Source organism: Microbulbifer sp. CNSA002 (assembly GCF_047324085.1).
Classification (GTDB): domain Bacteria; phylum Pseudomonadota; class Gammaproteobacteria; order Pseudomonadales; family Cellvibrionaceae; genus Microbulbifer.
In genome coordinates, this window is the sequence record NZ_CP172449.1 from 3,531,627 (window position 1) to 3,545,785 (window position 14,159).

Below are 14,159 nucleotides of genomic sequence, written 5' to 3' on the forward strand. Positions count from 1 at the left end.
GTAATTAGTATGGCCGCGCAACTTATTCAAAGTCATGATGGTAAATACCGTTGCAACTGGTGCGCTTCTGCACCAGATTTCCTGGAGTACCATGACAGAGAATGGGGCTTTCCAGTTAGTGACGATTTTCGCCTATTTGAAAAGCTATGCCTGGAAGGTTTTCAGTCTGGTTTAAGCTGGCGTACAATTCTTGCCAAAAGAGAAAACTTTCGGGAAGCTTTTTATGGATTTAACTTTAATAAAGTAGCCCGTTTTACCAATACAAATGTGGAAAAACTGCTATCAAATGAGGGAATAGTCCGACACCGAGGTAAAATCGAAGCCGTTATTAATAATGCCAAATGTGCCAAGGAAATCGTAAAGAAAGAAGGATCTCTTGCATCATTTCTCTGGAGATACGAACCTAAAAAAGAGATGCTTGGCAAGCCTCAGTCCATGTCTACCTCAAATGAATCGATCATATTATCGAAAGATTTGAAAAAGTTAGGCTGGAAATTTGTAGGGCCTACAACTGTCTATGCCTTTATGCAAGCAATGGGATTAATTAATGACCATCTAGAGGGATGTGTCACGCGATCTAAGATAGAGAGTGCAAGAAATAAGTTTGTAAAACCCTAATGCTTAACTAGAACTAATCCGCACGATCATAGGTAATCTATAAAAGGGTAGAGCTTGATAGGGGATGCACCCAAGGTAAAAGATATTACCTCTGATACATCCCCAATCTTACTCACCAAGCTGCTCACATATAAAATTGTATAGTAATTTTAATCGATAGGAGGACATACGGTCCCCAGGCCTAAGAGAATAGAGGTTTAATTCAGCAGTTTGAAAGCTTGTCAAAATCGGGACTAATCGCCCCTCTCTAAGATCATCTTCAATGATAAAATGGGGAATCAGTGCAATGCCCTTCCCCTCTAACAAAGCACAATGGAGTAATTTACTGTTATTAGAAGTCAACCTAGGTTCCAGATAAATATCGAGCCATTTACCTTTATCTTTAAACTGCCACACGCTGGGTTTACCCGGTAGGGTATATACCAAACAGTGATGGTCACTTAACTCACGGGGGTGGCCTGGCTCCCCATATTGTTTAAGGTACTCAGGCGCCGCACAGGCAACTCGATGATAACTGGTAATTTTTCGGCATAACAAGGCGCTATCAGCTAGCTCATTAGTTAGCCGTAGCACAAGATCAAACTTCTCTTCTAGCACATTCACATAATGATCTCCCATTTGAATATCTAGAAGGATTTCCGGGTACCGATCCATAAACATATTCAAAATAGAACCGAACTTGGATAACCCCCAAGACATCGGGACGCCAATCCGTAACTTTCCTCTAGGGCTTTCATTGGATTCACACAAGTCATCCTCTAAAGCATCCCACTTGCTGAGCACTTCAAGTGCCCGCATGTAACACCGTTCCCCGGAGCTAGTCACCTGCATATGCCGAGTACTGCGGCGCAAAAGCGTGGTTCCCAGGCGAGATTCCAATCGCTCTACCGACTTAGAAACCCAAGCTGCAGACACACCCAAACGTTTTGCAGCGCTGGTAAAGCTTCCACACTCCACGACCGTACTGAAAACCCTCAAGCTCTCTAATTGATTAATTCCTGCCATATTCAATAAATAGTTGAAACTGTAATTACCTAATGTCTGATTTACACAACAATTCGTTAATTGTCAAAATATGAAAAATCTTAATGGGTAAGAAATATTTATGGCTATCAAATATCAAAATCTATTCAACACCGTTGAAATCGGTAACTTACGTATGCCCAACAGGCTCGCAGTCGCACCGATGACACGGGTCAGCGCCGGGCTGGATGGTCGCGTTGGTCCATTGATGGAGGAGTACTATGAGGGATTTGCCCATGGAGGGTTTGGGCTGATTATTACCGAGGGATTATATACTGACAGACTTTATAGTCAGGGTTACAAGTATCAACCTGGTATGACCTGCCACGATCATGCACAGAGCTGGAAGCCGATTATCACAAGGGTTCATAAGCAAGGAGCCCGGATATATGCCCAATTGATGCATGCCGGCGCCCTTTCGCAATATAACCCTTATGCCAATCAAAATGCTGGCCCCTCTATGGTTCGTCCCCAGGGAAGGCAAATGCCCTTCTACTATGGACAAGGCCCCTATCCCATGCCGGAAGCCATGACACAGCGAGATATTGCAATGGTTGTTGAGGGCTTCGCTCAGGCTGCCCGCCTGGCACAAATTGCCGGCTTTGACGGTGTTGAGATACACGGTGCCAATGGCTACCTGTTAGACCAATTTTTAACCACCTATACCAACAAACGAAAAGACTGTTATGGAGGAGTACTCACTAACCGTTTACGTATTTACAAGGAAACACTTGAATCAGTAAGGGCAGCGGTCGGAAAGGACTTTGTAGTGGGCGTTCGTTTCTCTCAGAAAAAAGTGAATGATACCAACTATATTTGGCCTGAAGGTGAAGCTGGAGCTGCCGAAGTTTTCGAGCTAATGAAGCAATGTGGTGCCGACTATATTCATACCACCGAACCAAAAATAGACACTCCCGCCTTTGAAAACAGTAACTCATTAGCATGTCTGGCAAGGAAATATAGTACTCTACCGGTTATTGCCAACGGCGGAATTACAGACCCAAAACTCGCAGCTCAGGTCCTAGAAAACAATGAAGCAGATATTATCTCGCTTGGTAAAACGGCCCTGGCCAATCAGGACTGGCCAAATACCATAAAACAAAATCGGACTCCAAAGAACTTTACTTTTGATATGCTTTCACCCCATGCGACACTGGAATGTGCTCGCGATTATTTTCGAAGAAACAGTTAAATAGTCACCTGAGGACGGCGGAGGAATTTAATTACCCTTCCCCTCCTTGTAGACCAGAAAATGGCTCTAAGCGAGTGAAGGGTAATCTTAAAATTAGCAACTTTAGCTTTCTGACACCTTAAATTAATTAGTTTTTATTATGGAAAATATCTAATGTTTTCAGAGATAGCTCTATCAAGTCAGCCGTTTGATCACTATCTACATTCTTGACAACGCTTATAGAGCGGGCATGATCAGGGCAAAGCATTAGCATGGTACTTCCGCCAACTCCTTCACCGCTCATCAATTTAATGTTTGGATGCTCCTCGATAACTCTAATCAGCTCCGCATCCTCCTCCGGATCATACCAATCGCTTAAACTGATAAAGTCAACAATCCAACCAATTCCGTAGCTTACTTCCTCACCACTTGTTAGAGTTCCTGGGCTAAAAAGCTCAGAAAGCGATTCATCACTCAGATAGCCACTATCAAGATGTGACATAGCAAACCTAACCAGGTCACTTGGTGTAGAGAGCATACCTCCGCCAGCATATTTATAGCTACTATTTACTTCTGGAGAGTTGATTAGACTTCCTCCCCAGTAAGAATAAGCTCTTTGCCTGTGGGGAATTATGGGAGAGTTTTCATCAAAAATACTATTTTTGAGGCTCAAAGGATCAAATACTTCCTCTTGAACTAACTTTTTAAATTCAGTTCCTGATGCAGATTCCATTGCGGCAGCGAGCAATGTCCAAGCATAGGTCGAGTAATTAGAGTCTGTCCCAGGATAGAAAAGTAAATCGTCACCCTTAAAAAGATCTAACGCATCTATTGTGGAACTATACTCCACATTGTAAAGAAATTCCCCCAAAGATTGGTAGTGGCGAATCCCTGAAGTATGATTTGTTATCTGTCTTAAGCTAATATCAGCGTGTGAATCAGGCCAAGCCTCTACCAGCGAAGAGACATAGGTGTCCAACTCAATAATCCCCTGTTCTTTCAACCTCATGAGAGCAGCTGCTGTGATAACTTTCGAAACACTGGCGATTCTCAATTTGGTTCTTCTAGTCATTGGAACATGAGATTCGAGGTCAGCAAAACCATAACCTCTTGCCCATCGAACATGCCCATTTTCCCCTACAGCCACGCTAATCCCAGGCACAGACTCCTCAGAAACCGCATTTATAAAAAGACTATCCAAGTCACTCGTATGCGCTACTGAATTTTCAGCGAGAAATACCGAACATAAAGAAAGTACAGTACTTAAACTTATACGTTTGTACATATTATTAAATCCTTTTAACCTTCACATACTAAATAAAGACATTTACTAATTGACTTTATCACTCAAACATAACCCAGACAATTAAAAAATAACCATCAACTGAACTACATCTCTTTCATAACTCAACTCAATTATTGATATATTGCAGGATTGATAAGAACATACATGAACAGTTTTGAATTTAAGGAACATTATTCTCCATCCGTATATAGGTAGTCGTTGGCGAAAATCAAAAGCACCAAATGACTGCAACCTGCGATATTGTCTTTATCTGATCAAGATTAGATAAACCTCAACATCTGGCGCCCTACCAATACTCAGAAGCATGTTGTATTTTAATTTACATCTAAATAACTTCAGCAGTTATTTTTTCTTCAGCTCTAGTTACTTTAGACTTACTTAAACCACATTATCTGGAGTTAGGGCATTTGAATTCCGCTTCCCCAATACCCTAAAACAGATAAGTAATGACTAAAGTTATCGCTCCAAAACTGAAACCCAAAAAACACTCTTTATCTTTTGATAGTTTTCTGTAAATATTCATACTAGTCCTTATCCATATAGAGAATAATAATGAAGGATTATGTGATTATTGGTGGTGGTCATAACGGCTTGGTCTGCGCTTGTTATTTAGCAAAAGCAGGGAAAAAAGTAACGATCCTTGAACGCCGATCTATAGTCGGAGGGGCAGCAGTAACTGAAGAGTTCTACCCGGGATTTAGAAATTCTGTAGCAAGCTACACAGTAAGTTTACTCAACCCGAAAATCATCGAAGATCTCAATCTCCGTGAACATGGCTTGGAAATCAAGTTACGGCCACAAGCTAACTTCTTTCCACTTTCAAATAGTGAAAGTCTCTCTTTCCATAAAAATATCTTGGATACACAAGCTGAGATTGCACGTTTCTCAGAAAAGGACGCAGCTACCTTACCTAACTTTTATGCCATGCTGGAAACCGTAGCAGATATTTTGCGCGAGGAATTACTCCGCTCTCCCCCTAATGTGGGCGGTGGCTTTGTGGATTTAGTTCGTGCTGGGGGCTTTGGCTTAAGAGCGAAAAAGTTGAGTATGTCATCTCGTCGCGATGCACTTGACCTGTTCACCAAGAGTGCTTCAAGTGTATTGGATGCCTGGTTTGAAAATGACCATGTCAAAGCTGCATTTGCTTTCGACTCTATAGTCGGAAATTATGCAGCTCCCAGCACTCCTGGCTCTGCCTACGTGCTGTTACACCATGTATTTGGCGAGGCTAACGGTGAGAAAGGCGCTTGGGGACATGCTATGGGCGGTATGGGCGCTATCACTCAAGCCATGCGAAAAGAAGCTGAGCGCCTTGGGGTCAATATTCGTACAGATGCGGAAGTCAAAGAAGTTCTGGTAGACCGTAGTCGTGCCAACGGCGTACGACTTAGCAGTGGAAAAACTATTACGGCTGACAAAGTAATCGCCAATGTCGGTCCCAAGCTGCTTTACTCCCGGATGATTGACGAACAACACCTAGAGCCAGAGTTCCGCCGCCGCGTACGTGGATTCAGGGTAGGTTCCGGTACTTTCCGTATGAATGTAGCACTGTCTGAACTCCCAGACTTCATCTGTAAGCCTGGAACTCACCTACAACAGCATCATCAATCTGGGATAGTCATTGGTCCAACAATGACCTACTTGGAGCAGGCCTTTGTCGATGCAACTCAATACGGCTGGTCAACACACCCCATTGTAGAAATATTGATCCCCTCCACCATCGATCCTACTCTTGCTCCAGAAGGCAAACATGTCGCCAGCCTATTTTGCCAGCAATTCGCTCCAGAACTTCCGCAAGGAAAAAGCTGGGACGACTATCGTGACCAAGCTGCAAAAACAATTATCGATACTGTCACAAACTATGCTCCCAATTTTCGTGATGCGGTAATCGCCCAACAAATTCACTCACCGCTAGATTTAGAGCGCAAATTTGGCCTCATGGGAGGTGATATATTCCATGGTGCCCTAGGACTGGACCAACTATGGAGTAATCGCCCCTTTATGGGCTTTGCAGATTACCGCACACCGATACAGGATCTGTATCTCTGTGGCTCGGGTAGCCACCCGGGAGGCGGAGTTACTGGAGTACCTGGGCATAATGCTGCTATGGAGATTCTCAGAGATAGATAAGAGTGGCCTGCAGTATGCGGGCCCTTTACCGCTTTACTACCAATTAGTCTTGATTCCAACTAGTAGCTCTAAAGAATCTGCTATTTTAAATAGTTGGAGTACCTATTTCGAACACTTCACAGATCCCTCTGGCGCTTCAAAATATATGAGTGCCAAACATTTATTTCCTTTGAGGATGATTGAATATCTAGTGCCCAGCGCCACAAAAACCTTTATTTTGATTATAGCCCTCTTCCATTTATAGCCATCAAGGTTCTTCACGACTTTAATGAGTATCTGTCGCCGCAGCTGATTTAGAAAATAGCACTTCTATAACAGTTTATTTATCTTGCTGATTCCTACACTTCCGAGCTCTATATCTCTTACATAAACACTTCCTATTTAAATAATAACCAAGATAATATGCAACCATAAGCTGAGCAAGTGATAATCTTCAGCTGCGAGAAACATTGGACAAATGACATAGACCTCACTATGAACCAATTAATTTAATGTTCGCATACTAAAAAATCTTAGCTTATCCACTCAATACTTTAACAAATATTAGCAACCACAAAACCCTCAACACCTAAAGCAATTAATATAATCTTTTAGGCAAATATTTTCTGCTTTCTCTCACATAAAAACTGGCGCCGGTTATTTTCTAATTAACTATCATCGAGTTGTAAACATGTACGGCGGTACTATATTATGCGCCCGCACATAAATTAAGTGCGAAAACAAAAATGGCTGTACCACTACTTAAAACCTATTAATTTAGAGGGATCAGATATGAACAGAAGTCATATTTTTCTTTCATTGGTAGTGCTCTCAGGGGCATCCCATGCAGCCCCCCTTTACAACTTTGTTGAGATAGACCAAACCGCAAGTTTTATAAGCGGTCATAATGTTGCAAAACAACCGGTAGTCAATGATGCCGCGGTAAGAAAAGAATATACGTTAATGGAACGCACCGCTTCTTTAAGTGCTGTTTCGGTTACTCCAGACGGTAGGCAATATACTGCAGAAGTAGATCAAGAATCCTTATCGCTATTGGAGCAAGCGATCGCAATTATTGAATCTCATGGTTTGGATTCAAGGATTTTTTCATCAAAAGGACAGGCGCCCACCATGTTTCGTGGTGAGGAACAACTGCTCCCCACAGTTGTAATTGGTACTGACGATAGAGTTCAAATTACTAATACCGTGCAAAATCCTCACTGGTACAATGGCCGCATTGATGTAGGCTGTACCGGTACATTGATTACCGCAAAGCATGTGCTAACGGCAGGACATTGTGTTTCTGATGGCTCCGGCAACTGGTATAGTTCTCTTGATTTTACAGTGGCTCAATCTGGTAATTATGAGCCCTGGGGGAGTGAATCCTGGACAAATGCTGTGACTACCAGTGCTTGGCATAATAATTCAGATACGAACTATGACTATGCAATTATTGTGTTAGCGGAACCACCACACAATGGATATTCCGGATGGGGTGTCTATTCTGGCGGCACTCATAGTGTTACTGGATACCCAGGAGATAAGCCATTTGCTACTATGTGGACAGATTCCGGTAGCACGTCTTCAAGTACATACAGAGTGTGTTACACATTAGATACAGCTGGCGGTCAGAGTGGCAGTGGGATTAAAGACACGTCCAATAGTGTTCGCGGAGTCCACACAACTGGATCATCCTCGCAAAACTGTGGAACGCGTATAACCAGCTCCGTCTATAACACTTTGCAGGATTGGATTGAGAATTACCCATAAAGTAAAATTACTTCACCCAAGCTTAGGATAAGGCGCCCTTGGGCGCCTTTTTTAGAATTATGAGAACGCTAATTTCTTTAATATTTTTTCTAAGTGCATGTGGAATGATGGCAGATGATGAACCCGAATGGCAGCGTATAATGGTGAGAGGCAGTCTAAATACACCTGATCCAGTTTTACAGGAAGTACAGCGTCTGGAAGAATTAGGAAAGGTAAAAGATGTGGTTATTCTTGAGTCCTATCCATTACAGATATGGTTTAGTTCCGATTTTGAGACAGCCGAGAAGCTGAAGTCCCTGTCAAATAAATATAGTTCATCTCGCTAGTTTTCTCTTTACCTGCGCGCGAATGATAATTTTTTATAGGAGGGATAGTAGTGAAGCCGCGCAACTGACACAGGCCCAGCCACTCTCATTTCCCTTATCTCCCTTTTACTTCTCTAGGACTCGTTGAATCGCAGGACCAATTTGGCGCTTCCGTGAGATCATCCCCTCAGCAACAACCATGTCATCGACTACATGATCTCCAAATGCCGAGATAACAACAGCCTTATCTTGGTCATCACTCCAAAGCATGTAAGATCGATTTTCACGAGTGTCAACGATTGCGAAGATCAAATGATCGATGCCTTTCTCTTTCTTTATCTCGCCCATAGCAGACTTCAGTTCGTATCTCCTATTAATCAACGGCTGGGCCATCAGCGTTTCAGCAACACCGATACCAACTTCTTTTCCCCCAAATTCAAAATCCTTATAGTCAAGTAAAATAATATCCCTGGCCGAAAAACCACCCAAATCAGATTTTGCCATCAACATACGCTCTGCGAATTTATCGATATCATCTATGCCAGCTCTCTTGGCCAGCATTTGAACATAAGCTCTGTCGTATTCAGTTGTGGTAGGTGATGTCAGGTTAACCGTATCCGAAAGAACTGCGGCCAACCCCATACAAGCCAGATATGTCGGCAATTCAATGTCAAACATGCGTGCATGGTCAGTCAAAATCGTGGCGGTCGATCCCCAGGGCCTTATCTCTATACTAATTACATTCGGAATATTAATTGGTGATCCACCAATCGCATGATGGTCGATTATTGCTACAATCGAGTCTGGGTCAATTCCACTTGGCAATTGTGTGCTTTGATTAAAATCAACTAAGCCAACAGTCTTTCCAGAGAAATCTTCGATTATTTTTGGCTCATCAGCACCACATTGATCAATTGCAAAACGAGTTTCAGGATTAACTTTACTGGGTGTCCCAGGCTTACCACCATAAATAAAGGCTGCTAGTAAGCTCCCGCTAACAGAATCAGTATCGGGGACTGTATGCCCGATCCAAACTAAATTCTGGCTGCTTTTTAACTCCTTCCTCAAGTAGTCAACAGTAGATAACTTATCGCCCTCCAGTTCTGAAGAACTGGATTCCTGCGCATTTGATGTGACACCCACAGCTAAGCTAAGTGAAAATATGACTCTCAAAAACTGATTGGGAAAACCCTTTGGTCCGTACTTACCTAATGTCGCCAGACATAAAATCAAAAATCTCATTGGCACCCTCCACAGTAATCTAGCGGCAGTGAAATAGAAACTTTGATAGATAGCCGGTGTTGCAACCAGCCATACCATTTCCTCACCCGGCTACATATTAAGTGGATCGTAAAATTATTAATCCTTTCTAAATAAACAGGTAGGCAGTTCGTAATATAGACAAGGTGCAAGTATTTAACGGACGGGCCAGCTATATGCCTGCTATACCGATGCAATTTGTCGCATGCGGCTACAACTAAGCATATTCCTTCGCAAGCTTTGCCTAATAATTCAACTCTACTTTTAACTAAATACGCGCTAAGGACATCAGTTACCTATGAATATAAAGTATAAGCCGTCAGTCCTATTGACAAAGGATCAGAATCTTGCTGAACGTTAGGTAATTATGCAAATAAATATAATTGACGAAAAACCTACCATGAAACGCCCAGACATCTCTTGATGCAACATCTCTGAATGACCTTCTGATCAGCAAAAGATTACATATCTCGCTAACGCGCCGCCTCTATCTAAAGTCATCTATTTTAAAAGGGCAAAAATACTCTTGTTTAAAATCTGACTTATTACTACCGAAGCTCAGAGTTGTTGCGCTCTCTCAGCACATTAAGACTTTCTCTTTCGGTGACTTTTGACTCATGTATAAGGTTCTACACCATGAATTGGGTACGCTTAAACTTATCATAACTTGGCTCTCCTTAACCCTCAGCATTGCGGATGAGACTTCAGTACCACTTCTCAAGTTTTCTCCTGCCCATCACTTTAAAACCAACATGCTCGCTTTCTTAAATGATCAAAATTTGAACACCATTGGTGCTGGTAGCTTGGACCTTAAAGTTTGAAACGAATGTGGAGCCGCTTACCGGTATTTCATGGCCCTAACAACCAAATCGGAGATGGATAGCCTTCATGATTTATACCTGTCCAGTGCTAATACCTCACTCAAATCTTTGGATGTCCTTAATAATTCTTTCTGAAAGGCGCTTAGTGTTATAATTTTCGTATTGTGATAATAACAAGGTGTAAAAATGGCAAAGTATATTTACCTCCCCGTAAACAGTGAAGAAATGCTAGAGTTTGCGGAGAATATGGCGAGCGCATGGAGTATTCCGAAGAATCATATTCTTGCCAACAAGGTGACATCCGGTATTGGTAAGTCTATGTACCGCTGGATAGATAAGTGTCTTAGTAGCCTCAAATCTGGTGATACTCTTTATATTGTTTCTCATGGTACTGGCGCTGGTGATGGTGAGCAAATTGGTGCTCAACGCAATAACGGTAAGAATAAACAAACCAAAGTTTTCGAGAGAGGCGTAGAGTCGTGGCAGGGTGGAGAATGGAAAACCTATACCCCGACACAACTAGCAGCTACTTTGGTTAAAGAAGGTTTGCCTGGTAGTTTTGTGGACTTGCATCTCTGTGCTTGCGGGTCAGGTTATGACGGTGAGAGGCTAAGACCCTGGGCACAGCGTTTGCGTGAGGCGATGGCCACTACCCATAAAAGCCTAGAGGTTACTGGGTACCTTGGTTGGTTTGACGCTACTGGCAGCTCTGTCAAGATTAAGGTTAATACCAAGTATTATGATTTGAATGAGCGTGCAGTGACCTTTTCTTAAGAGTTATCAGCTAAAGGTTACTGTAGACATCTGCAAGGGTGTTCAAAGCTCTGTATCAGCCTAACACCTATAGGCTTTTGTATTTCTCCAGGCGATCTGGAACGCGGATCGCCTGCTGCCATAGTGCTAGATTCTAATTTTGAGTTGGGCTCGTCCAGCATCCGAGACTTTTAGTTCATAGACGTAAAGGAGCCTCTGTAAACTATAGTCTTGGCGAAACACTTTCGGTCTTAGCAAGCTCCAAATCAATATATTTTGGGTGTACAGCAAAGGCGACTTTCGGCGCTTCCTCTCACTAATCTAGCCCTACTCCAAGCACTTCACGCCACAATCGCCTTATTTCCATCCAACAACAAAGTTTTCCAGAATCTGAGCACAAACTCCGATTATTTTACACTCCTTGATTCCAAATTAGAGTAAAGATTCAACAGAAGTGATTCTTGTCGCATAACTAACCTCTCCCTTCAGTCTTTGGCTGTTCTGAATCATCTCTGCATCTGTATTTAATAAAGAGCAGGAACTGCTTAATTAAATATCCTTTATAAAAAGTTTTCTGCCCAATAGTTATTACTTGAATATTTTACGTTATCAAGAATGTGTACAAGGGCCTTAGTAGTATTTTGAGGCAAATGTGAATCGCGATGGTAGATAAAGGCTTTGTATACCCATTTTTGATTACTTTGCCGTACACCAATCACTGTAGCTCTATTTCTTTCATAACCAAAGTAAGCGTAACCATATGAATTGTTATCATCTCCTCCTATAGATAATCTGCGTATTTTCAATTTTTTATCACTATTATTTGTTAACACAGAATTCTCTGCAACATCTCGCGTGCTAGAGGTTGGAGTTTGATACATTGACGTTCCTGCATCGAAAGCAACATGGCATACAGATTGATCAGTCATAGTGAATCGGCACCCGGAAAGCTCCATGGTTAAAAAGAAGTTGACATCCGGTAAAGACTCATAAACTCTGCGATTTGTATGCGTGACTTTATTAGCTTCGTAAGGAAGCCAGTACACCCCAATTCGGTATTCATCGCACTGGTCATCTTTTCCTTCTAAAGTAAATCTTTTTCCGTCATTTGTTGTTGCTTTAAAATATTTCACACCGGCTACTCGATAAGAGAACCCAGAGGTTGAGATACGAATATTTTTTATCTCACTGTTGTCTGTTTGTTTAGCTTCATTAACCCTATCCCAAAATACATCTCCAATATTGAAGAAATATCTTATTGCCTCTAGACCAGCCTTAGAATAACCTCCATATATCTCTAAGAAAGAGGAAATTCTGTCAAGATCATAACGTGTTATATGTTTTTCCCTATTTATCCCCAAGCGAAGCGCTGCATAGTCAAGTGTGCCCTCTGGGAGTTTAAGTTGGCTGCAAATCGCATCAAGTTTCATAATCATCCTTTTTAATTTAACTTATACTTCTTTCACAGTGACTTTTAATGCTTTTAAAATCTCCCATTTAATTCTACTCAAATATCATTCAGGGAAATGCTAACTTTTATATCTGCATAGTGGGACACGAATTCCTTTCACCTCCCAATAGGCCAGCTATAAAAATCTAGACATTAATACAACTCCCACAAGCACAATTAGTTAAACTAACAGGAGTCGCCATAACCACCTACAAGCCTCGCTCAGTAGTCGGAATACCTATCTGCGATCAATAATTTTTTTTACTTTACCAGATTTGTTACTTATTTCCCCAGGTTGCAAAATTTCTATAGTGATTCTTGAGGCCGCTTCGAGTCCAAGGAAAATCATACGAAGGGTTACATCTGAACTGGTGAGATTCTTATAACACTTTCGTGATAAATGATCTTTATCTCGATTATCGACAGATTCTCTCGCTTCAATTTCAAATGCCAAATGATCGTGTCCATCAACTTTTTCGATGATACAGTGGTAAAATGAGCTAAGACCCGTGACGGTAGTGATAGCTTTTTCTAGCGCAATTGGATAGACATTTCCACCATTGATTGTGAACATATTATCAATACGCCCCTTGATGGGGCCCAAATAGGTCCCGGGATGGCCGCATTCGCAAGGGCCTTTGTGCATCTCCACCAGATCATGAGTGTTATAGCGAATCAGTGGAAGGGCTTCACGTTGCAGAGCGGTTATAACTAATTCTCCAGTAGCTCCATCTTCACATGGTTCTCCTGTATCAGGGTCAATAACTTCTGCATGAAAGAAGTCTTCCCACACATGTAAATTATGATGTTGGCATTCACTTGCTATCAGCCCAAGCTCAGTGTTTGCATACATGTTAATCAGCCTGGCGTTGAATAGCATCTCATAGTGGCTCCGAAATTCTTCAGAGAATAGTTCACCCACCATAAATATATTGCGTATATTTAAGGACGCTAGAGATATATCCTTCTCCAGACAGTGGCGTTCGAGCCTAGGTAATAAGGAAGGAAGGCAGACCATATAATCCAGCTGATACCTTTGAAGGCTCTGGAGCTGATGGTCTACCCCAAGAAATGAATCTGCAGGAATAGTGAGGCCAAATATTTCTGCGGCAGCATGACAAATCATACCACTGGGCCAGGGACCATAAGTCATTGCGCACAAACACTTATGGGACGGCTCGACACCTGTAAATAGGAAACTGCGTGCTTGTGAGATTATTGCATTATTAATATCTTTGCGGGTATAAGGTACATGTTTGGGAGTACCAGTGCTACCCGATGTGTGGCAGTAGCGTATGATATCGTCAAAAGCCATACTCACTGTCGGCATAGGCTTTAAAAATATTTCTGAGCTTATAATCGGCAGTTGTTGTAAATCTTTATAGCTTTGAATTGCCTCTATATCAACTTTGTTTTGTTCAAGTAATTCACGATAGTAGTTAGACTTTGCAAAAGCCTCATTGAGCAGCCACCTGAGTTGATTATTTTTAAATGCCTGCTGTTCAGTTCTAGACTGACTATTTTGGTGCAAAAAATCTGCCAGTAGTTCACTATAGTTCATAAATACACTAGT

The 14,159-nt window shown here is 41.9% G+C and carries 11 protein-coding genes; 6 read left to right on the top strand and 5 right to left on the bottom strand.

Features of this window, described 5'->3' with window-relative positions; genetic code table 11:
• Window positions 1–9 precede the first annotated feature (9 nt).
• Window positions 10–618, top strand: coding sequence for a DNA-3-methyladenine glycosylase I (locus ACG1BZ_RS15655; RefSeq protein ID WP_413662635.1), 609 nt, complete (start codon window positions 10–12; stop codon window positions 616–618).
• A gap of 108 nt (window positions 619–726) precedes the next feature.
• Here the strand turns inward: ACG1BZ_RS15655 and ACG1BZ_RS15660 are convergent, their stop codons facing one another.
• Complete coding sequence (locus ACG1BZ_RS15660; RefSeq protein ID WP_413662636.1) at window positions 727–1,623, bottom strand: LysR family transcriptional regulator; 897 nt, start codon at window positions 1,621–1,623, stop codon at window positions 727–729.
• 100 nt (window positions 1,624–1,723) lie between these two features.
• Here ACG1BZ_RS15660 and ACG1BZ_RS15665 point away from each other — a divergent pair, with 100 nt between their 5' ends.
• Window positions 1,724–2,833 (top strand): NADH:flavin oxidoreductase, encoded by a 1,110-nt coding sequence (locus ACG1BZ_RS15665; RefSeq protein WP_413662637.1) that lies wholly within the window; start codon window positions 1,724–1,726, stop codon window positions 2,831–2,833.
• 127 nt (window positions 2,834–2,960) lie between these two features.
• Here the strand turns inward: ACG1BZ_RS15665 and ACG1BZ_RS15670 are convergent, their stop codons facing one another.
• Window positions 2,961–4,097: a serine hydrolase domain-containing protein gene (locus ACG1BZ_RS15670; RefSeq protein WP_413662638.1), complete on the bottom strand. Its 1,137-nt coding sequence runs from the start codon at window positions 4,095–4,097 to the stop codon at window positions 2,961–2,963.
• A 573-nt stretch (window positions 4,098–4,670) separates the two neighbouring features.
• On the opposite strand from ACG1BZ_RS15670, the gene ACG1BZ_RS15675 reads away from it, so the two are divergent.
• The 3 genes from ACG1BZ_RS15675 (at window position 4,671) to ACG1BZ_RS15685 (ending at window position 8,323) form a co-directional block, all read left to right on the top strand.
• Window positions 4,671–6,248, top strand: coding sequence for a phytoene desaturase family protein (locus ACG1BZ_RS15675; RefSeq protein ID WP_413662639.1), 1,578 nt, complete (start codon window positions 4,671–4,673; stop codon window positions 6,246–6,248).
• 771 nt (window positions 6,249–7,019) lie between these two features.
• Window positions 7,020–7,997 (top strand): trypsin-like serine peptidase, encoded by a 978-nt coding sequence (locus tag ACG1BZ_RS15680; RefSeq protein WP_413662640.1) that lies wholly within the window; start codon window positions 7,020–7,022, stop codon window positions 7,995–7,997.
• Between the two features lie 104 nt (window positions 7,998–8,101).
• Complete coding sequence (locus tag ACG1BZ_RS15685) at window positions 8,102–8,323, top strand: hypothetical protein (RefSeq protein ID WP_413662641.1); 222 nt, start codon at window positions 8,102–8,104, stop codon at window positions 8,321–8,323.
• A 105-nt stretch (window positions 8,324–8,428) separates the two neighbouring features.
• On the opposite strand, the gene ACG1BZ_RS15690 is transcribed toward ACG1BZ_RS15685, so the two are convergent.
• A complete protein-coding gene (locus ACG1BZ_RS15690; RefSeq protein ID WP_413662642.1) occupies window positions 8,429–9,544 on the bottom strand; it encodes a manganese-dependent inorganic pyrophosphatase in 1,116 nt (371 codons plus the stop codon).
• Window positions 9,545–10,569: 1,025 nt separating this feature from the next.
• Between ACG1BZ_RS15690 and ACG1BZ_RS15695 the strand changes: the two genes are divergently transcribed.
• Window positions 10,570–11,157: a hypothetical protein gene (locus ACG1BZ_RS15695; protein WP_413662643.1), complete on the top strand. Its 588-nt coding sequence runs from the start codon at window positions 10,570–10,572 to the stop codon at window positions 11,155–11,157.
• Between the two features lie 539 nt (window positions 11,158–11,696).
• Here ACG1BZ_RS15695 and ACG1BZ_RS15700 read toward each other — a convergent pair.
• Both ACG1BZ_RS15700 and ACG1BZ_RS15705 read right to left on the bottom strand, forming a co-directional pair.
• Entirely contained in the window at window positions 11,697–12,566 is an 870-nt protein-coding gene (locus ACG1BZ_RS15700) for a hypothetical protein (RefSeq protein ID WP_413662644.1), read from the bottom strand.
• Between the two features lie 258 nt (window positions 12,567–12,824).
• The gene (locus ACG1BZ_RS15705) at window positions 12,825–14,147 is read right to left on the bottom strand and encodes a phenylacetate--CoA ligase family protein (RefSeq protein ID WP_413662645.1); all 1,323 of its coding nucleotides are present in this window, start codon (window positions 14,145–14,147) and stop codon (window positions 12,825–12,827) included.
• Window positions 14,148–14,159 lie beyond the last annotated feature (12 nt).

Excerpts from the sequence above, each read along its gene's own strand:
- ACG1BZ_RS15655 (WP_413662635.1), top strand. The coding sequence starts at position 10 with ATGGCCGCGCAACTTATTCAAAGTCATGATGGTAAATACCGTTGCAAC.
- ACG1BZ_RS15660 (WP_413662636.1), bottom strand. The coding sequence starts at position 1,623 with ATGGCAGGAATTAATCAATTAGAGAGCTTGAGGGTTTTCAGTACGGTC.
- ACG1BZ_RS15665 (WP_413662637.1), top strand. The coding sequence starts at position 1,724 with ATGGCTATCAAATATCAAAATCTATTCAACACCGTTGAAATCGGTAAC.
- ACG1BZ_RS15670 (WP_413662638.1), bottom strand. The coding sequence starts at position 4,097 with ATGTACAAACGTATAAGTTTAAGTACTGTACTTTCTTTATGTTCGGTA.
- ACG1BZ_RS15675 (WP_413662639.1), top strand. The coding sequence starts at position 4,671 with ATGAAGGATTATGTGATTATTGGTGGTGGTCATAACGGCTTGGTCTGC.
- ACG1BZ_RS15680 (WP_413662640.1), top strand. The coding sequence starts at position 7,020 with ATGAACAGAAGTCATATTTTTCTTTCATTGGTAGTGCTCTCAGGGGCA.
- ACG1BZ_RS15685 (WP_413662641.1), top strand. The coding sequence starts at position 8,102 with ATGATGGCAGATGATGAACCCGAATGGCAGCGTATAATGGTGAGAGGC.
- ACG1BZ_RS15690 (WP_413662642.1), bottom strand. The coding sequence starts at position 9,544 with ATGAGATTTTTGATTTTATGTCTGGCGACATTAGGTAAGTACGGACCA.
- ACG1BZ_RS15695 (WP_413662643.1), top strand. The coding sequence starts at position 10,570 with ATGGCAAAGTATATTTACCTCCCCGTAAACAGTGAAGAAATGCTAGAG.
- ACG1BZ_RS15700 (WP_413662644.1), bottom strand. The coding sequence starts at position 12,566 with ATGAAACTTGATGCGATTTGCAGCCAACTTAAACTCCCAGAGGGCACA.
- ACG1BZ_RS15705 (WP_413662645.1), bottom strand. The coding sequence starts at position 14,147 with ATGAACTATAGTGAACTACTGGCAGATTTTTTGCACCAAAATAGTCAG.